General features: G+C 55.0%; 20 protein-coding genes and 1 pseudogene. 1 reads left to right on the forward strand and 20 read right to left on the reverse strand.

Annotation, left to right across the window (positions count from 1 at the left end):
• Positions 1-233: 233 nt before the first annotated feature.
• The 8 genes from def to rluD are packed head-to-tail and all read right to left on the reverse strand — an operon-like array spanning position 234 to position 5958.
• Positions 234-740, reverse strand: a complete 507-nt coding sequence (def, locus tag H7F08_RS10010) for a peptide deformylase (RefSeq protein WP_010641575.1) — start codon at positions 738-740, stop codon at positions 234-236.
• Positions 740-1261 carry a glycine cleavage system protein R gene (locus H7F08_RS10015; RefSeq protein WP_024893562.1) on the reverse strand — a complete coding sequence of 174 codons (522 nt, stop codon included), beginning with the start codon at positions 1259-1261 and terminating at the stop codon, positions 740-742. The genes def and H7F08_RS10015 overlap by 1 nt, the downstream gene beginning before the upstream one ends.
• Positions 1258-1887 carry a methylthioribulose 1-phosphate dehydratase gene (gene mtnB, locus H7F08_RS10020; protein ID WP_193640481.1) on the reverse strand — a complete coding sequence of 210 codons (630 nt, stop codon included), beginning with the start codon at positions 1885-1887 and terminating at the stop codon, positions 1258-1260. Before mtnB ends, H7F08_RS10015 begins: the two co-directional genes overlap by 4 nt.
• Positions 1877-2533 carry an HAD-IB family phosphatase gene (locus H7F08_RS10025; protein ID WP_226831233.1) on the reverse strand — a complete coding sequence of 219 codons (657 nt, stop codon included), beginning with the start codon at positions 2531-2533 and terminating at the stop codon, positions 1877-1879. The genes mtnB and H7F08_RS10025 overlap by 11 nt, the downstream gene beginning before the upstream one ends.
• Positions 2533-3705 (reverse strand): RuBisCO large subunit C-terminal-like domain-containing protein, encoded by a 1173-nt coding sequence (locus H7F08_RS10030; protein WP_193640483.1) that lies wholly within the window; start codon positions 3703-3705, stop codon positions 2533-2535. Before H7F08_RS10030 ends, H7F08_RS10025 begins: the two co-directional genes overlap by 1 nt.
• Positions 3702-4253 carry a cupin domain-containing protein gene (locus tag H7F08_RS10035; protein WP_193640484.1) on the reverse strand — a complete coding sequence of 184 codons (552 nt, stop codon included), beginning with the start codon at positions 4251-4253 and terminating at the stop codon, positions 3702-3704. Before H7F08_RS10035 ends, H7F08_RS10030 begins: the two co-directional genes overlap by 4 nt.
• Positions 4254-4259: 6 nt before the next feature.
• A complete protein-coding gene (gene pgeF, locus H7F08_RS10040; protein ID WP_193640485.1) occupies positions 4260-5009 on the reverse strand; it encodes a peptidoglycan editing factor PgeF in 750 nt (249 codons plus the stop codon).
• A complete protein-coding gene (gene rluD, locus H7F08_RS10045) occupies positions 4999-5958 on the reverse strand; it encodes a 23S rRNA pseudouridine(1911/1915/1917) synthase RluD (protein ID WP_193640486.1) in 960 nt (319 codons plus the stop codon). Before rluD ends, pgeF begins: the two co-directional genes overlap by 11 nt.
• 28 nt (positions 5959-5986) lie before the next feature.
• Here rluD and H7F08_RS10050 point away from each other — a divergent pair, with 28 nt between their 5' ends.
• Positions 5987-6733: an outer membrane protein assembly factor BamD gene (locus tag H7F08_RS10050; protein WP_029316334.1), complete on the forward strand. Its 747-nt coding sequence runs from the start codon at positions 5987-5989 to the stop codon at positions 6731-6733.
• Between the two features lie 145 nt (positions 6734-6878).
• Here H7F08_RS10050 and H7F08_RS10055 read toward each other — a convergent pair whose 3' ends face one another.
• From H7F08_RS10055 to H7F08_RS10110, 12 genes and pseudogenes are all read right to left on the reverse strand, one after another.
• On the reverse strand, positions 6879-7217 hold the full coding sequence (locus H7F08_RS10055; protein WP_010641551.1) for a P-II family nitrogen regulator: 339 nt from the start codon (positions 7215-7217) through the stop codon (positions 6879-6881).
• A complete protein-coding gene (locus tag H7F08_RS10060) occupies positions 7204-8865 on the reverse strand; it encodes an NAD+ synthase (protein WP_193640487.1) in 1662 nt (553 codons plus the stop codon). Before H7F08_RS10060 ends, H7F08_RS10055 begins: the two co-directional genes overlap by 14 nt.
• Entirely contained in the window at positions 8865-9737 is an 873-nt protein-coding gene (gene sucD / locus H7F08_RS10065) for a succinate--CoA ligase subunit alpha (protein ID WP_193640488.1), read from the reverse strand. The genes H7F08_RS10060 and sucD overlap by 1 nt, the downstream gene beginning before the upstream one ends.
• Positions 9734-10078, reverse strand: coding sequence for a hypothetical protein (locus tag H7F08_RS10070; protein ID WP_024893552.1), 345 nt, complete (start codon positions 10076-10078; stop codon positions 9734-9736). The genes sucD and H7F08_RS10070 overlap by 4 nt, the downstream gene beginning before the upstream one ends.
• A 1-nt stretch (position 10079) precedes the next feature.
• The gene (sucC, locus tag H7F08_RS10075; protein ID WP_065973436.1) at positions 10080-11243 is read right to left on the reverse strand and encodes an ADP-forming succinate--CoA ligase subunit beta; all 1164 of its coding nucleotides are present in this window, start codon (positions 11241-11243) and stop codon (positions 10080-10082) included.
• Between the two features lie 10 nt (positions 11244-11253).
• Positions 11254-12543 carry an NADP-dependent isocitrate dehydrogenase gene (gene icd, locus H7F08_RS10080; RefSeq protein WP_193640489.1) on the reverse strand — a complete coding sequence of 430 codons (1290 nt, stop codon included), beginning with the start codon at positions 12541-12543 and terminating at the stop codon, positions 11254-11256.
• Complete coding sequence (locus tag H7F08_RS10085) at positions 12540-14477, reverse strand: aconitate hydratase (protein WP_193640490.1); 1938 nt, start codon at positions 14475-14477, stop codon at positions 12540-12542. Before H7F08_RS10085 ends, icd begins: the two co-directional genes overlap by 4 nt.
• Before the next feature lie 158 nt (positions 14478-14635).
• Entirely contained in the window at positions 14636-16045 is a 1410-nt protein-coding gene (gltX, locus tag H7F08_RS10090) for a glutamate--tRNA ligase (RefSeq protein ID WP_193640491.1), read from the reverse strand.
• 211 nt (positions 16046-16256) lie between these two features.
• Complete coding sequence (locus H7F08_RS10095; RefSeq protein WP_193640492.1) at positions 16257-16655, reverse strand: GFA family protein; 399 nt, start codon at positions 16653-16655, stop codon at positions 16257-16259.
• A gap of 254 nt (positions 16656-16909) precedes the next feature.
• Complete coding sequence (locus H7F08_RS10100; protein WP_193640493.1) at positions 16910-17743, reverse strand: hypothetical protein; 834 nt, start codon at positions 17741-17743, stop codon at positions 16910-16912.
• Positions 17743-18687 carry a DGQHR domain-containing protein gene (locus tag H7F08_RS10105; protein WP_319803969.1) on the reverse strand — a complete coding sequence of 315 codons (945 nt, stop codon included), beginning with the start codon at positions 18685-18687 and terminating at the stop codon, positions 17743-17745. Before H7F08_RS10105 ends, H7F08_RS10100 begins: the two co-directional genes overlap by 1 nt.
• Positions 18629-18763, reverse strand: a pseudogene (locus H7F08_RS10110) (transposase); the annotation flags it as partial. The pseudogene H7F08_RS10110 and the gene H7F08_RS10105, both read right to left, overlap by 59 nt.
• Positions 18764-18801 lie beyond the last annotated feature (38 nt).

An 18801-nucleotide genomic window follows, 5' to 3' on the forward strand; every position in this document is an offset into this window, starting at 1 on the left:
ATAACCGGGATGCCGGCTATCCTGAAAACGGCAGTTGCCGTGGGTGCTTTGCAGCGACTTTTGTTTCGAGCCGTTGTTGTTCTTGGCGAAATTCTGCGCCCGTCAGGAGAGCTGTTTGAGCCCGAAGGGCGAGTTCTCTCCTGACAGCAGGATGCGCCTTAGAACAACAGGCGAGGAACAACGGAGCAAAAAGCACCCACGGCAACTGCCGTTTTCAGGATGATTGGTGGTTATTAGGATTTCTGATAATTCTTGCGGCGGAACAGATCGGTTTTTCGTGAAACCAGGCGGTCCAGAAACAGAAAACCGTCGAGATGGTCCATTTCATGCTGCACCGCCCGCGCCTCAAAGCCTTCACATTCAAAACTGCGCTCGCGCCCCGACACGTCCTGGGCCTGCACCCGAATGCGCTCGGCACGGATAACATTGCCGGTAAAATCCGGGACCGACATGCAGCCCTCGCGGCCCACAGCCATGCCTTCCCAGGCCATCAGTTCGGGGTTGATGAGCACCATCAGACCATGGCAATCATCCCCCAGTTTGGGACGCACATCGACAATGACAATGCGCTGATGGCGATCTACCTGAGGGGCGGCAATACCGACGCCGCCCGGACCGGCGTACATGGTTTCGGTCAGATCCCCGACAAATTTTAGCAGCTCATCGTCAAAAACCTGGACGGCTTCGGCCTTGCGCTGCAGCCGCGCATCGGGATAGGTGAGGATGGACAGTACCGGCATCAGAATACGGCCGCTTCAATGGGGTGGACACCCACTTCTACCCCTTGTTTTTCGCGCAGGGGCAAAACCGCCTTGCGCACGCTTTCAATGCCATCGGGGGCATAACCCTGAATGACCATGACGTACAGTGGCCGCTCGGCGCTTCCGGAGCTTTCGCTTTCCAGATCAATCACATTAAAACCGATGGCGGCCAGGGCGCCGGTTACTCCGGCCACAATACCCGGATGATCGGCCCCATACACTGTGACCCGGGTGTTGGGCAGATCTGCCGCGACCGCAACACTGGAGATAGGATCCAGGTGTACCCTTAAATTCAGGCGCTTGATGGCAGGATCCAGGGCCATTTCCACGGAGCCCAGGTCCCTGCTGTAGTCAATGACCTGCATGATGGTGAAATAACCGCCCAAACGCATCATGGAAGCGTCACCAATGGAGCAGTCCGCCGTAAACAGCGCCTGGGTGACAGCTGCGACAATACCGGGGCGATCTTCGCCGATGACGGTGAGAAGCGCTTGACTCATGCCTGAACTCCTATAGCGAGGGCTTTAGCCTGTACGAGATAACGAAAACAATATTCCAGCAATTCCAGGTGATGGCGTGCAGACAACAAATCGCCCCCCCAGGCAGTCACGCCATGCTGGTGAATCAGCGCACCGGGCACCGGAGGAATGGCTTGCGTAAAAGCAGTATCCATATCTTTGGCAATGCGGGCAACATCCTGATGATTGGCAAAAACCGGCAGATCAATTTCGGGTTCCGCATCGGGAACCCCCAGTCCCTTGAGCATTTCCAGCGGCGGCAGAAGGAGTTGCCCGTTTCTGGCGAAATGTCCGCAGAGATTGGCCTCAATGGAATGCACATGAAAAATCACCCGGGCTTCAGGAATATGTTGATAAATCACCTGATGGATGGAAGTTTCTGCCGAAGGTTTACGTCCGCTGGCAGCAAGCAGCACTTCTCCCTGGAGGTTTACGGAAACAAAATCTTCGGTGTCCAGCAAGTCCTTGGGACGGCCACTGGCGGTAATCCAGAAAGCCTCTTCAGCCATGCGCGCCGATAAATTACCGGCTGTTCCCAGCATCCAGCCTCTTTCATAAAAGCTTCGGGCAGCCAGTGCCAGCTCCTGTCGCAAATCTTCATGGTGCATCGGCACCCTCCTTCCACCAACCGCGTGCTGTCAGGGCAGCATTGACGTCATCCAGCGTTTCAAAGGGAATGAAAGCCTTGCCCTCTTCCTGCAGATATTGCGCCAGCCGATCACGGGCACAAACCAGAGGGCAGTCGCGCGCCACCCGCAGATCGGTGATGGAATCGCCAATGCAGAGCGCCGTCCGGGGCTGATAATGGGCGAGCACCTGACGCTTGGCCACCAGTTCATGCGCATCCTGCCAGGGCGAAAAAACCCGCAAAGTCGGGCCGGAGCAATCCACTTCCAGCCCGTGAATCGCGTGAATACCGGCGCGATAAGGTTCCAGGACGATTTCTGCCATGCGGGTAAAGCCACCTGTCACCACAATAAAAGGCACAGCCGCCTCGCGGGCGGAAGCCAGTAAATGCGCCAAACCGGGACGCAAGACCGTACCCCGGACAAAATCTTCCATTTCCGGCCAGCGTTGGGAAGGAATGCCTTCCAGGATCCGGGGTAATCCTTCCCGCAGCCCCAAGCGTTGCGCATATATTTCCGGAAGAACCTGCGCGGCAGCCCCCGGGACGAAATGCCGCATCAAGGCCACAAAAATCTCCTGCTCCGTGATGGTTCCATCAAAATCACAGAAAATGGCTTTGGACAACATCAGGCAGCCCCCCATTTTTCCACGGCCGCCCGCAAAGGTCCGGCGGGCAGATCAGACAGCTTCAGGGAAGCGCCCTCCTGCCAGCGCTCCAGCCCTTCATGAAAGGCCAGCACGCCGCTGGAGGGTCCCATGGGATGATCCATAATGCCGGTACCGGCGTTGAGAATAACCTCGGGGCCGTAATCTTCCAGAATGGCATCCAACATACCGGGGTGCACCCCCGCCGAGGGAACTGGCGCCACGCCCCGCGCCCGTAAGGCCGCAACAATGGCCTGCTCGTCCGCCTCCGGAAAAGGCAAACTGCCATAATGGGCCGGATAAAGAACCGCATCTGCACCGGCACAGGACATTGCCGTCCCCAGTATGGCCGCATAGGCAAAACCATGATCGGGTGCAGCGCACCAGGCCCCTGCCAGAGCCGGATGCGCAAAAATCGGGACGTTCACTTCCGGATCTGCTGCCAGAGCTTCCAGCATGGGGAATCCATAGGCAAGCACATTCAGGAGCAGGGCGTTGGCACCACGGGCAACCAACTGCCGGGCCAGGTCCTGAACCCGCCGGGCATCGCCGGAAAGATTCATGGCGTAAAGCAAATCCCGCCCGGTCCGATCGCGACGCGCCTCAATAATGGGTGCACAGGCTTCCCAGCGGGCCAGCGTCGCGGCTGAGGGCAGGTCCGGCAGAATTTCATCATCTTTGATGATATCCAGACCGGCCATCGCCACTTCCGCCAGAATTTCGGCATGGTCCCCGGCACTCAGCCCCAGAGCGGGCTTGAAAATGGCCATAATCAGGGGGCGCTCGGCTACGTTCAGTTTTTCGCGGATACCCGCCAGACCAAAGCGACAGGATTGCCCATACCCTTCAGGTAAGCGTATGGACATGACCTTGGCCGGGCCCGCCAGAGAATATTTCCCGAAAATCATGGTCAGCAGGCTACCCATGCGTCCATCCACATTTTCGGCGGGGAAACGGATGGTCGCCAGGTGTCGCCCCTCGGGTAAGTCATGTACTGCCCGCACTTCAGCAAGGTGCCCGCGAAGCTGTTCTTCCCGATGCAGAAAGCGCGCGTCCCAGCTTCCGGCAGTCTGCCCGATGGCAATGGCCTGAGCCTGCCGCTGCGCATCAACCCCGACAGGAAACTGGTAATCCACCTCTATGTAGGCACTCATAAATCGTGAAAACTCTGCAAGGGACGTTCCGTATAATGGGGAGTCCATCCGCCTCGGGCACTGAAGTAACGGACCGCCTTGATCCGCTGGAGTTGATTGAGGCGGAACCAGTGCTCCACATCTGCCGGAACATGAATATAATCGCCCGCCACCACCGTCAGCTCGACCTGCTGCGCATCGGGCAGTACAAAGCCAAAAACGCCTTCGCCATCGACGATGTAACGCACCTCTTCATCATCATGGGTGTGAATCCGATGAAAACGGGCGTTGAGTGCCTCCAGCTGGGGATGGCCGGGATAAAGCACGACCAGATCCCGGTCCTGATACCCTTTTTCGGATTGTAAGCGCCGAAACACCGCATCCAGAGTCTCCAGCAGCTTTTCCTGATCGTTGCTACTGAGTTCTGCCTGGGCCAACAGGCTGCGGCTGCTGTCCGTTGCAGGAACAGGCAGTTTTTCCAGAAGCACACCCAGCGGAGCCAACAGCCCGGCAATGATGTCGGGGTCCGTAGCCAGCGCCGGATCACCAGCTCTGCGTAAAGTCGCCATGATGACTTATTCCCTCCAGATCAAAGATGCCATTCGTCCGGTCACTGCATCCCGCCGGTACGAAAAAAATTCGCTATCACTGAAAGTACACAGGCCCCCACCATAAATGGCCGTGACCCCAACCCGGTGCAGGCGCTGCCGGGCAAGCTGATAAATATCCGCCAGCCAGCGATCCCCTGGCCCGGCACGAAAGGCGCTGACAGCCTGCGGATCTTCCGCAACAAAAGCTGCCCGCAACTCCGGGCCCACTTCAAAAGCGTCAGGCCCGATGGCTGGGCCCAAGTATATCAGAACTTCCTTGCCAGGCACTGCCAGCGCCGCCACCCCTTTTTCGAGAATGCCAGCCAGCAGACCCCGCCAGCCCGCGTGAAAGACCCCGAGATGCTGACCATCACGACTGCAAGCCAGCACCGGCAGACAATCAGCCGTCAATACCGCTAACACTTGCCCGGCAAGATGGGTGACCGCCCCATCAGCTTCGGGAAGCGCAGAGAGGTCTTGACCAGCTGGAATCTGCAGTAATTCCATACCATGTACCTGGCGCAGCCATTGTGGTTCTTGCGGCAATTTCAGCCAGGTACGCAGCATCTCGCGATTTTTAGCCACAGCCTGTGCCGCGTCTCCAACATGATCGCCCAGATTGAATGAGCGATAAGGACCTTCACTGTAACCCCCGTTGCGCCGGGTAATCGCGCTATGTACCCCGGCGGGCAGCGGCCAGTCAGGGATTAGAATAGATGGTGCCTCAATGAGCACGGCGGGCCTGCCGCAACAAATCCAGTAGTTTTTCCATTTCCTCCGGAAGTGGACTTTCCCAACTCATCAACTCTTCCGTTTCCGGATGGTACAACTTCAAGCGCCAGGCATGCAGGGCCTGTCGCCGAAACTGCTGCCAGTAAGCCAAGCCTTCAGCATCCAGACCCTGGGGCACGCTCATGCGCCCCCCATATACCGGGTCCCCGACCAACGGATGACCAATATGGGTCATGTGCACCCGGATCTGATGGGTACGCCCGGTGGCCAGACGCAAACGCAGGAAGCTGTGGCGGGGGAAGCGCTCCACCAGACGAAAATCGGTTTGTGCCGGGCGCCCGTCGGCACGCACCGTCATCCGCAGCCGATCATGGGCATGGCGGCCAATGGGCTCATCCACCCGACCACCCCCGGTCATCGAGCCATTCACCAGGGCCAGATACTCCCGGTGCATGGTATGGTCACCCAACTGATCAATCAGCGACTGCCGCGCCATTTCGGTTTTGGCCACTACCAGCAAGCCGGTGGTGTCCTTGTCCAGACGATGGACAATACCACCCCGGGGCAGATAGGCGTTTTCCGGTAGATGCGCCAGCACCCCGTTTACCAGGGTACCATCCGCATGACCGGCACCGGGATGGGTCAACTGCCCCGCCGGTTTGTGGAGGACCAGAATGTGCGCATCTTCATACATAATATGCAGAGGAATATCCTGGGCCAGCCAGACACTAGGTTCGCTTTCCGGCCAATCAATGTCTACCGCTTCGCCGCCCTGGATGCGCAGGCTGGGTTTTTCGACGGCGCCGTTCACCCGAATATGGCCGTCTTTCAACAGGGTCTGGATCCGGCTGCGGCTGATGTCCGGAAGCAGGCCACTCAAAACCGCATCCAGTCGTTCACCGGCTTGATCCACTGGCAAAATCATGGGAAGTCCCGTAGTATCGTCGCTCATGGCTCGCCACTATAGACTATTGTCCTTCATGCGCAAACGCTTACTTATTTCATTTTGTTGTACTGCCCTTCTGGCCGGTTGTGCCAGCACTCCCCACAAAGGCGATCAGGCTGCGGAAACCCACGAATCGGCTGCCCAAATGTATCAGCCCGCCAAGCAAGCCATGGAACGCGGAGATTACACTTCGGCCATTCGCCATTATGAAGAACTGGAAACCCGCTATCCCTACGGTCCCTATGCGGAACAGGCACAACTGGATACTGCTTACAGTTACTACAAGAGTGGCGATTCCGAAGCCGCTGCAGCAGCCGCCGAACGCTTTATCAAACTGCATCCGGCCAACCCCCATGTGGATTATGCCTGGTATTTGAAAGGCATTGCCTACTATGAAGGCATCCAGGGCGCTGAATGGAATCCCAAACCCGCCGAAGAAGCCTTTAGCACTCTGCAGACCTTGGCCACACGCTGGCCCCATAGTCCCTATGCTGTCGATGCCCGTCTGCGCATGGCCAAAATCATCGATATTCTCGGGAAGCGCAACCTGGACATCTGCAAGTTCTATTATACGCGCCACGCTTACGTTGCGGCGGCCAATCGCTGTGATAACGTGGTCACCCGCTATCAGCTCAGCCCTTCAAGGGAAGAAGCCCTGTACTATCTGGTCCGCTCCTACCGGCATCTCAACCTCCAGAATCAGGCGGAAACCGTAAGCAAGGTGCTCGCCTACAATTACCCCAAAAGCAAATACCTGGGCGATCTGGGCACCGGCAACTGAGTAAGGCCATATACCCGAAAACAGCCCTTAGCTTGGAGATTTAACAGCAACTTTAGCCCGGGCTGTTCGCGTCAACAGCCCCTAGGCCAATGGCCGAATCAGGTGATCGCTTAGGGAGCAGCTGGCTGCACCCTGGTGAGCAGGATCAGACCGCCTCGGCACCTTCTTCGCCCGTCCGAATGCGAATAATTCTTTCCACAGCACTCACAAAAATTTTGCCATCGCCAATTTTGCCGGTACGCGCAGACTGTTCTATGGCTTCAATGGCGCGATCCGCCATGTCGTCGCCAACGACCACTTCCAGCTTGAGCTTGGGTAGAAAATCCACCACGTATTCCGCCCCCCGGTAGAGCTCGGTATGCCCTTTTTGCCGTCCGAAACCCTTCACTTCCGTTACGGTCATTCCGGCCAGACCAATTTCCTGCAATGCCTCGCGCACGTCATCCAGTTTGAAGGGCTTGATGATCGCCTCAATTTTTTTCATGGTGTTGCTCCTCGTTCAGCTTATGATGGCCACCCCAGGAAGCGTAGCCGTTGGTAATAGGATAGCGCCGATCTTTTCCAAATGCGCGGGTGCTGATGCGCACACCGGGAGCCGCCTGTCTTCTTTTATACTCGGCACGGTCAATTAACTTCAATACCCGCTGCACCGTGTCGGCTGCAAAACCGGAGGCAATCAGTTCTGCTGCAGACCGGTCATTTTCTACATAGGCCGCAATGATGGCATCCAGCACCTCGTAGGAGGGCAGACTGTCCTGATCCTGTTGATCGGGCGCCAGCTCCGCCGAGGGTGGCCGGGTCAATACCCGCTCGGGAATGACAAGGGCATGTTGGTTGCGGTAGCGGGCAAGACGATACACTAGGGTTTTGGGGATATCCTTGATGACCGCAAAACCACCCGCCATATCACCGTACAGGGTGGCATAACCCACCGCAATTTCACTTTTATTGCCGGTGGTTACCAGCAGGTGCCCAAACTTGTTGGAGTAGGCCATCAACAACCCGGCACGCACCCGCGCCTGCAGATTTTCCTCGGTGGTATCCACCGGGCGTCCCGCAAACAGCGGCGCCAAGGTCTGTAAGTAAGCCTGGAAAACCGGCTCGATGGAAATCAGATCGTAGGAAACCCCCAGACTCTGGGCCTCGGCAATGGCATCTGCAACGCTCATTTCGGCGGTATAACGGGAAGGCATGATCAGAGCATGCACCTGCTCCGCCCCCAAAGCATCCACAGCGATTGCCAGGGTCAAGGCTGAATCCACCCCGCCCGAAAGGCCCAGCACAATACCCGGAAAATGATTTTTACGCACATAATCGCGGACCCCCAGAGTCAGGACCGCATAAACCTCGATCTCCGTATCGGCTGCCGCAATGAGCGCTGTATCACCTTTAACCTGCAAACCCTGAGTGGTTTTTTCAAAATCCGTGAGGATGACCGCCGTTTCACAAATCGGCCCCCGGGCTACCAACCGACCCTGTGCATCCACCACAAACGATCGACCGTCAAAAACCAGCTCATCCTGACCACCCACCAGGTTCGCATAGCAGATGGGCATTTGTGTCTGCGTTGCCAGCGCTGCCAGCCGACCTTCCCTTTCCCCCTGCTTGTGCCGGTGGTAAGGGGAGGCATTGAGGACCACAAGTAACTCCGCGCCCTGGTCTCTGGAGGCCTGAGCCACTTCGGAACCACACCAGACATCTTCGCAAATTGCCACGGCGCAGGAGACTCCCGCACAGTCAAAAGTCAGGGGCTGGGTACCTGGCGTAAAGTAACGCAGTTCATCAAATACTGCGTAATTGGGCAGACAGTGCTTGTGGTAAACCGCTTCTACCTGACCATTTCGCAACAAGCTGGCACAATTATAAAGCCGCGTGTTGACGCGCTGGGGATGCCCCAACAACAAGGGTAAAGGCGTTTGCGCTGCCAGGGTTTTTACCGCTTCTGCGCAGGCCTGCACAAAGTCTTCACGCAGCAGCAGATCTTCGGGAGGATAACCGCATAAAGCCAGCTCCGGGGTTACCAGTAAATCGGCACCCCCAGCATTTGCCTCCTGTGCTGCCTTCAGGATCAATGCCACATTCCGGTCGATGTCACCGACCCAGACATTGCACTGCGCCAGAGCGACGCGCATTAACGGCTCAACAAAGCTGCGGCGCGCGTACCCAGTTCAGCCGGAGAATGCACACAATGTACCCCCGCCGCCTCCAGTACCGCGTATTTTGCCGCAGCAGTTCCGGCATTGCCGTCAATGATCGCGCCGGCATGGCCCATGCGCTTGCCCTTGGGCGCCGTTGATCCGGCAATAAAAGCCACCACTGGCTTGCTGACACTGGACTGAATATAGTGAGCCGCTTCTTCTTCCATGCGCCCGCCGATTTCGCCAACCATGATAATCAGCTCGGTTTGTGGATCCGCCTCAAAGAGCGCCAGCACCTCGACAAAACTCATGCCGATCAGTGGATCGCCACCAATGCCGACACAGGTACTCTGGCCGAGACCCAGGCGGGTGGTCTGCTCAACCGCCTCGTAGGTCAGGGTGCCAGAACGGGAGACGATGCCGACCTTGCCCGGACGATGGATGGAACCGGGCATAATCCCGATTTTTGACTGTCCGGGAGTAATAATACCGGGACAGTTGGGACCAATAAGACGCGCCGTCGAACCCGCCAGATAGTGTTTCACCATTAACATGTCATGCACCGGGATTCCCTCGGTAATGCAGACAATCAGTTCAATGCCCGCCGCAGCCGCTTCAATAATGGCATCGGCCGCAAAGGGAGAAGGCACATAAATCACACTGGCTTCGGCGCCGGTTTCCTGCACCGCATCAGCCACCGTATTAAAAACCGGCAAATTCAGATGGCGGCTGCCCCCTTTTCCGGGTGTGACCCCGCCAACCATGCGGGAGCCATAAGCCACGGCCTGCTGCGAATGAAAAGTTCCCTGCTTGCCGGTAAACCCCTGGCAGATAATACGGGTGTTCTGAGACAGCAATATGCTCATATATGCACCAAAACAAGAATCAACAGTAGAATAATGACGGCTTCACCCAGCAACAAAAGCAGTATGTAAGGATTGCGCCGGACAACGGGCTGGGTATGATTCACATCGCTACGCAGCGCTGCGAGATCTTGGCGGAGACCCTCCAGATCATCCACCTGGGCCACCGTTTTCAGGCGCTCGTCGAGAATCTGATCCAGAAGCACCGCCATTTCCGCCATGCGCTCGGCAGATTTTTGATCTGCGCCGCGTTTTACATAGGCATCGGCCAAACGCGAAATCAAGGGGCCGGAATTGCGCAATACCGGCCACAACCGCTGCAACCAGAAAATATTGATGGACACCTTAACCCTGAGCGGCAGCCACCGCTTTCACCGCGGCATCCGTCAGACCATCGGCAGAAATCAATGACAGGCCACTTTCTCTCAACAAAGCCATCCCTTCCTCCTTGCGGGTCCCCTCCAGGCGCACCACTACCGGCAGATGGATGCCTACCTCGGCTGCGGCCTGAATAATGCCTTCTGCCAGCAAATCACAACGGGTGATGCCGCCAAAAATATTGACGAGAATGGCTTTGACCCGGGTGTCGGACAAAATCAGCTTAAATGCCTGGGTGACCTTATCTGCCGCCGCACCACCACCTACATCCAGAAAGTTGGCGGGTTCCCCGCCATGTAGCTTGATCATGTCCATGGTCGCCATAGCCAGACCGGCACCATTGACCATGCAGCCGATATTCCCCTCCAGGGAAATATAATTGAGCCCAAACTGTCTGGCGGTAATTTCCCGACTATCCTGCTGGGTGGAATCAAACAATTCGTCAGATTCGGGATGCCGGTACAAGGCATTGTCATCCATAACCAGCTTGGCATCCAGCGCCAGCAGACGGCCATCGCTGGTAACCGCCAGCGGGTTGATTTCGACCATCAACGCATCCAGCTTCTGGGCAAGACGATACATGCCCTGCATGATGCGGGTCAGCTGCTGCACCTGACTGGTATCCAGACCAAACTCAAATCCCAGCTGTCGAGCCTGAAAGGGCAAAAATCCGGTGCTGGGATTAACAACCAGCTTTTTCAAGGCGTCCGGCCGGGTTACGGCCAGTTCCTCAATATCCATGCCGCCTTCCTGGGTGGCGAGAAAGGTAATTCTGGCCTGTGCCCGGTCCACCATCAGCGCCAAATACAACTCGCGGGCAATACTGCTTGGCTCCTCAATCAACAAAGCCGCCACATGCTGGCCCTGCGCACCGGTCTGGGCGGTTACCAATGGTTTTCCAAGCAGCTCCTGGGCGGCTTTTTCCACTCCGGCAATACTGTGGACTACCCGCACCCCACCAGCTTTGCCCCGGCCTCCGGCATGCACCTGGGCTTTCACCACCCAGGCCGGACCGCCCAGTTCACGCGCCTGATTCACGGCTTCACGCACCGAAAAAGCGGGAATGGCGCGGGGGACCGGAATCCCCTCTTCGGCCAACAAACGCTTGGCCTGATACTCATGCAGATTCATGAAAGTTCCTTTAAAAACGGCGGATCAGCGCTGCCGTAAAATCTGTGGTGCGCAATGCCGGCACATCACCCCGCAAGGCCGCCAGATCACCGGTGACGTCACCAGCCGCAATGGCGGCATTCATGGCCGCCACAATCGCCTGAGCAGCCTCTCCCCAGCCCAGATGCTCCAGCATCATGACGGCCGACAAAATCAGCGAACTGGGATTGGCCTTGCCCTGTCCGGCAATATCGGGTGCCGTACCATGGGTGGCTTCAAAAATCGCGTGGGTATCAGAAAGGTTGGCACCGGGTGCCATGCCAATACCTCCTACTTCTGCGGCCAGGGCATCAGAAACATAGTCACCATTCAAGTTCAGCGTGGCAACCACTGAGTAATCTTCCGGGCGCAGCAAAATCTGCTGCAGAAAATTATCGGCAATCACGTCCTTGATGATCAGCTTCCCGTCGGCAATGGCCTGCTGCTCAGCTTTTTGTCCTGCCGCCTTACCTTCTGCCTTGCTGATGGCGGCCTTTTGCCTCCAGGTAAATACCCGTCCGGCGAACTCCCGCTCCGCCAGGGCATAACCCCAGTCACGGAAACCACCTTCGGTGAATTTCATGATATTACCCTTGTGCACCAGACTGACAGAGGGCTTGCCATGCTCCAGAGCGTATTGAATGGTACGCCGGATCAGACGTTCCGAACCTTCCGTGGATACGGGCTTGATGCCGATGGCAGAACTGTCGGGAAAGCGGATTTTTGTGACGCCCATTTCTTCCCGCAGAAAACGAATGATTTTTTCTGCTTCGGGACTACCCGCAGGCCATTCAATCCCGGCGTAAATGTCCTCGGAGTTTTCCCGGAAAATAACCATATCCACTTTTTCCGGATGCCGCATGGGGCTGGGCGTCCCCTCAAAATAACGCACCGGCCGGAGGCAGACATACAAGTCGAGATCCTGACGCATGGCCACATTCAGACTACGAATTCCCCCGCCCACCGGAGTTTCCAGAGGACCTTTGATGGCGACTTTATATTCCCGAATGGCGGCCATGGTCTCATCGGGCAAATACTGCCCTTCACCATACAGTTGCACGGCCTTCTGACCGGCAAACAATTCCATCCAGGCAATCTGCCGCTGTCCTCCATAGACTTTGGCCACTGCCGCATCCACCACACTGCGCATGGCCGGAGTCACATCACAACCAATCCCGTCGCCCTCAATGAAGGGAATAATGGGTTGATCTGGCACCTGCAACACCCCATTCAGCAGCATCAAGGGACTGCCTGTTACGGGTTTCTGAATATGGGTCGTCATGACACCTGCTCCAGTTGTTCACTCGCCCAGGACAAGGCCCCCCCCTTCAAAATCAATTCCAGATCACGGGCGCTGGCAAGCTGCGGCATCACTTCAATATCCAGACCTTGGGTCTCATCGCGCAAGATCAGGGATTTCCCCAGAGTCAGGCCCGACAGATCGAGGCCCAGCTGATCACCCGCCTGTACCTTGGCGTAATCTTCAGCATGCACAAAAGTGAGCGGCAATATCCCGAAATTAATCAGATTGGCGAGATGAATCCGGGCAAAGGACAGTACCAACACCCCCCGAACGCCCAGATAGCGCGGTGCCAGCGCAGCATGTTCGCGGCTGGAACCCTGACCATAATTACGACCCGCCACAATAAAACCACCGCCGGATGCCTTGGCCCGACTCGGGAAAGTTTCATCCACCATATGAAAAACAAATTCGGAGATAGCGGGCAGATTGGAGCGCAAAGGCAGCACCTTAGCCCCCGCCGGCATAATATGATCGGTCGTGATATCGTCTTCGAGACGAATTAGCACCTCGCCTGCCAGATGCGCGGGCGCGGCCTTACCTGCCGGTAACTTGGCAATATTCGGACCACGAATAATTTCAACCTCCGTGCCCTCAGGGGCAGGAGCCAGCACCATGCGATCATCCACCAGGAACTGTCCCGGCAAATCGACGTGAATAGGTGCCAAGCCCAAATCGCGGGGATCAGTAATCTCGCCAGTCAGAGCGCAGGCCGCACAGGTTTCCGGACTCGCCAGATAAACCTCGGCGTTTTTGGTGCCGGAACGCCCGTAGAAATTACGATTGAAGGAGCGTACGGAAACCCCCTGGGTGGGTGGTGCAAAACCCATCCCGATGCAGGGTCCGCAGGCAGATTCCAGAATACGTGATCCGGCACCAATAAAGTCCAGCAACCCGCCATCCTTGGTGACCATTTCCATGACCTGACGGGACCCCGGAGAAACCCCCAGACTGACCCCATCCGCAACCACCTTGCCCTTGAGCATCTGCGCGACGGTCATCAGGTCGGTGTAGGAGGAATTGGTACAGGAACCGATGGCCACCTGGGCCACCTTGGTTCCGGCCACTTCCCGCACTTTTTTGACATTATCCGGGCTATGCGGACAGGCAATCAGGGGCTCCAGCGTATCCAGATTGATTTCGAGCACTTCGTCGTAACCCGCATCCGCATCAGCCACCCACTCGGACCAGGTCGCCCCACGCCCCTGGGCGGCAAGATAGTCCCGGGTCACGCTATCACTGGGGAAAACACTGGTGGTTGCTCCCAGTTCCGCCCCCATGTTGGTGATGGTCGCGCGCGCAGGAACACTCAAATGTGCCACCCCCGGGCCGAAATACTCAAAGACCTTGCCCACCCCGCCTTTGACGGTTTTCAGACGCAGTACTTCAAGAATGATGTCCTTGGCACTGACAAAGGGCTGTAATTTTCCCGTCAGTTTAACACCCACCACTTCCGGCATATTCAGGTTGAAGGGCAAACCGCCCATGGCCAGGGCAATATCCAGGCCGCCCGCGCCAATAGCCAGCATTCCGGCACCGCCAGAAGTCGGTGTATGAGAATCCGAACCCAACAAGGTACCACCCGGTTTGGAAAACCGTTCGAGATGTACCTGATGACAAATACCATTGCCCGGCCGACTGAAATGGACTCCGTATTTCGCGGCAAAGCTCTGCAGAAACCGGTGATCGTCCGCATTTTCAAAGCCGGACTGCAGCATATTATGATCGACATAGGAAACAGACAGTTCAGTGCGTACCCGAGGCAGACCCAACGCCTCAAACTGCAAATAGGCCATGGTTCCGGTGGCATCCTGGGTGAGCGTCTGATCAATACGGATAGCTATCGGACTCCCCGCCTTGAGGGTGCCACTCACCAAGTGCGCGGCAATAATTTTCTGGGTGACGTTCATAGCCATGAGCTGATCTCCTGAGCTGGAAAATACGATCGGGAACTGCGCTTGACTCCATCATCGCAAATGAACCGCCCGACGCCAAGTATCAGCAGCTGCTAAAATCCCTGAAAATTGGAAGGATGCGCGTGGATCACCAAATACGAAATTGCTTGGGCCTGCGCTCAGACCCCCGCAAGCCAGCTGCGAGCATGGCGAATACGGGCAAGCGTCTCGTCCTTTCCCAACAGCGCCAGGGTGCCATCAATAGGCGGAGAAACCGAGCGCCCGGCCACGGCAACCCGTAAGGGCTGGGCGACTTTTCCCATTTTCCCATCGGCATGACTGACGGCCAACTCCTGAATGGCGCTGTGAATGGCCGCCGCCGTCCAGACCGGCAAGACTTCCAGATGCTGGAGGAGACTCTCCAGCAAAGCGCCCTGACCATGCAGATGTTTTTCTACATCCTTGACCTCACCTGTCACTGGAGCCAGATAAAACATGCTGGCGGCCTCGGCCATTTCTACCAGGGTCTTGGCACGCTCCTGCAATAAGGCGACCACCGCAGACAAGTCCGGGCCTTGGGCCAGACTTGCCTCGGTGATGCCCTGGGCGTCCAGATATGGCCGTAAATGCTGAGCCAGGCCCTCGGGACTCAGCCGTTGCATGTGCTGGGCATTAATCCACAGCAATTTTTCCGGGTTAAACGCCGAAGCCGCTTTATTGACGGTATCAATCTGAAAAAACTCAATCATTTGTTCGCGACTGAATATTTCTTCGTCACCATGCGACCAACCCAGACGAATCAGAAAATTCAGCAGGGCGTCCGGCAAAAATCCCTGCTCCCGATATTCCAGTACGCTGACAGCACCGTGGCGTTTGGAAAGTTTCTGCTTGTCCGGCCCGAGAATCATCGGCACATGGGCGTAAACTGGCAGATTTGCACCCAAGGCCTGCAAAATCTGCATTTGTCTGGGAGTATTATTGAGATGATCATCGCCCCGGATAACATGGGTAATGCCCATGTCCCAGTCGTCCACCACCACACAGAAATTGTAGGTAGGGGTTCCATCTGAGCGGGCGATGATCAGATCATCCAGTTCGCTGTTCTGAAAGCTGACCCGCCCATGAATCAGGTCTTCCACCACCGTTTCACCCGTATCTGGACTACGGAAACGGATAACCGGCGCCACCCCTTCACGGGCGGTACTGCGTGTCCGGCAACGCCCGTCATAACGGGGCTTTTCGCCGTGCGCGCGTTGCTCTTCACGCATGGCATCCACTTCTTCACGGCTGCAATAACAGTAATAGGCAGTCCCTGCTGCCAACATCTGTGCCAGCACTTCCCGATAACGATCCATGCGCCGCGTCTGGTAAAAAGGACCTTCGTCCCAATCGAGCCCCAGCCAGGCCATGCCCTCAAGGATAGCCGCCGTCGCTTCAGGCGTAGAGCGCTCCAGATCCGTATCTTCAATGCGCAGCACAAAACGCCCCCCCTGGCGGCGGGCATGTAACCACGAATACAACGCGGTGCGGACACCCCCAATATGTAAATAACCAGTAGGACTCGGCGCAAAACGGGTACGAACAGACATGAGCAATCAACCTGCAGCAGTAAACCTAGAGTCAAATGATAACAGGCACGCTCTGGCTTCGGTATCCTTGTAAACAATCCGATACGTTCCAAATATATATTTCCTGTGCAGCCCGATCGTCGCGCAGAACCGGGCTCGTCCAACAACCGGGTTCAGATCGTGGCTTCGCACGATCTAACCTTATTCGTTGGTTCGTTGGGCGTCATGCTCATTACCGACCGGGTTGCCACTCTTGATAAGACGGAATGCTCTCTTCGTCTTGCAACCAAGGTACGTCGTGCGAACACCATATGTGCATGACCGGCTTAGATCCGGGATCTTCATCAAGTGTTGCCACGCGAACGATGACATGGGGCTGCGCGGGACGCTCGGCGACGAGGTGAGAGCCGCAAACAGAACAGAAATGCCTGAGCTTTCCCGGCGATGATTCAAAAGCCGCCAGCTTCTCTTCACCTTTGGACCAGCGGAAATGCCCTCGCATTACACCGGCAGTTGAAGCAAAGGCCGCAGCATGAGCCTTACGACAAATATGGCAATGGCAATGAGAAATTGGCGTGTCCAATTGATCGACTTCGTATTCAACGGCCCCACATAAACAACTGCCCTTCATGTTTTCTCCTATGCAATAGCCGCGCAGGTGCCTGATGACGCATAACGCCCAAGGTAAGCTGGCACCGTAAGGAGCGCAGCGACTGAATGTAACGGAGAACCGAAGCTTTTTGGCGTCAGCTTGACCGAACAGCTTGGTATTTGCGAAGACATATTAAGATCTCATGAAACGTAGGTTTTATATTTATGTAAGAGTGCTCGACCAATGCCTTTGGGGTATTTTTCAGCAGCGTGTTTAAATACATATTTTGCAAGTCAGATTATAATTTTATTATTTGCTATTAAGCCTTTTGGGGTTGCCAAAACCGAGGATGAAGATGATTCTGTGCCAGCTATTGCTCGCTGCAAAATACCAATTGACCTCCCTGAATTTTTTTCAAAAATCCATGTGCCACCACGAAACTGGTAGTTTATTTCCCCACGGATTTCTGGTGGATTGTATTTCAATGTGGATTTAATAAGAAAATTTTTGTGTTCAGCCAAGTCAATTGAAAGGTCAGCATACTCTATTGGATCTATGTTGGTTTGCATGCGCAGCTTATCGATTAGACCCGCCCACAACTGCCATGCATCCTGATGAGAGCCACCATTTTTCTTTAAATTTTTAGTTAGAGTAAGCTCCTTTGTAGAGCTATCAAATTTTATGATATACAGGCCGGCTGGCACAGGGAAAGCAACAGGTGTCCCATAACTGCTTCGCTCAATTGATCTGGTCCCTCGAGTATCCAGATTCGTCACACTGATCCCTGTGACTCGAAGGAGATAGTGAATACTGTAATATGCGGCGTAATAGTTTTCAATTGTTTGCCAAGACGCATTATTTAATTGCTCTTGAGTAGAGCGTTCATGGCTTATCCTAGACGCCAACAGAAACTTATTGGCCTCTCCTGCAAGCAAGTTATAAAATGGTTCAACATCAAGAATCTGCAACTTGATGATTATTTGATCGGCTGTCTTTGTGATGCTTCGCGTGATAAAATCCAGCTGATGGAGCATTTCCACTAAACGTACATGTGAATTGTTGCGAACTGAAAGAACTCCCTCAACCATTAAAGGTCCAAGAAGTCTAATTGCCTTCTTTATTTCCATTAGATGGTAAGGTTACGTCGAAGGAGCTTTCTGTCAAGCAGCTCCACTGATTTTAAATATGCCTTTGAGTTGGCTATATCCTGAAATGAACCTGGAAGTGAACGAATTAAATATTTCTTGTGTTCACTAATCTTATCAATGTCATCGCTATTATTGTCCGATATTATGCTTATTATTGCGCGAGAATGGGCTAGTAATATTTTGAATAGTGTAGCCTTTGTTATTGCTATTTCTAGGTTGAACTGATTTTCTTCAGATATGTCATTTGCAGCAAGCAAAAACGTGTTTATTATTCTGTAAAGTCTTTCAGTACTTGATATGTTGAATTCCTTTAGCATCGGCTTCATCGAGTCATAGAATGTGACCTTTGAAATTTTTCCTCTTTGCTTATCAATTCGACTTAGTTTGTTGAGCAGATAACTGTCAGGTTCTGTCTCGAAACTTGTGAACAGCTCATCAAGCATTCGCTCATCATCTGACTCCCTGTCGGCTAGACGCTTGATATCCAGTAATAGTTCCTTAGGAACAGGTCTCTGCAGCGTATTGATATCAATGAATATTCTAGCCTCTTGCATCGGAGTGAGGCCATTATAAATAATGACTGGCACTCGATATTTTACGCCCTCTTTTAACAACTTTCTGAAGCCGTATGCGCGATGCTGCCCATCCAGAATTAGGAAGGAGCCTTGCACTTCGTTGAAGGTAATTGTCTTATTTTTTGAGTTGTAGGTCAGTTCCGACTCCGGTTGAGCGGAAAGTATGATGCTTGAAGGTATCGTGCCACCGTTTCGGATATAGCCTGCAATAGATTTTGCTCGACTTTCATCCAATGTGCGCTGAAACCCTTGATCCGGATCATCTTCTCTTGGATGGTTCCTCGCTGTTTTAAGTGGGTAGCTTGAGATCCAGCTTACCCAGTACGAGGTAAGCCATGTTAATAAAATTCTTGTGGGTGCGATAGCCCCGTGCCCTGGATTTGGCGGACTGGAGCAGACTGTTGAAACCTTCCAGAGTGCCGTTACTCAGNNCTGTCTCTTATACACATCTCCGAGCCCAAG

Source organism: Acidithiobacillus sp. HP-11, from assembly GCF_015100075.1.
In the GTDB taxonomy this organism is placed as follows: Bacteria; Pseudomonadota; Gammaproteobacteria; order Acidithiobacillales; family Acidithiobacillaceae; genus Acidithiobacillus; species Acidithiobacillus thiooxidans.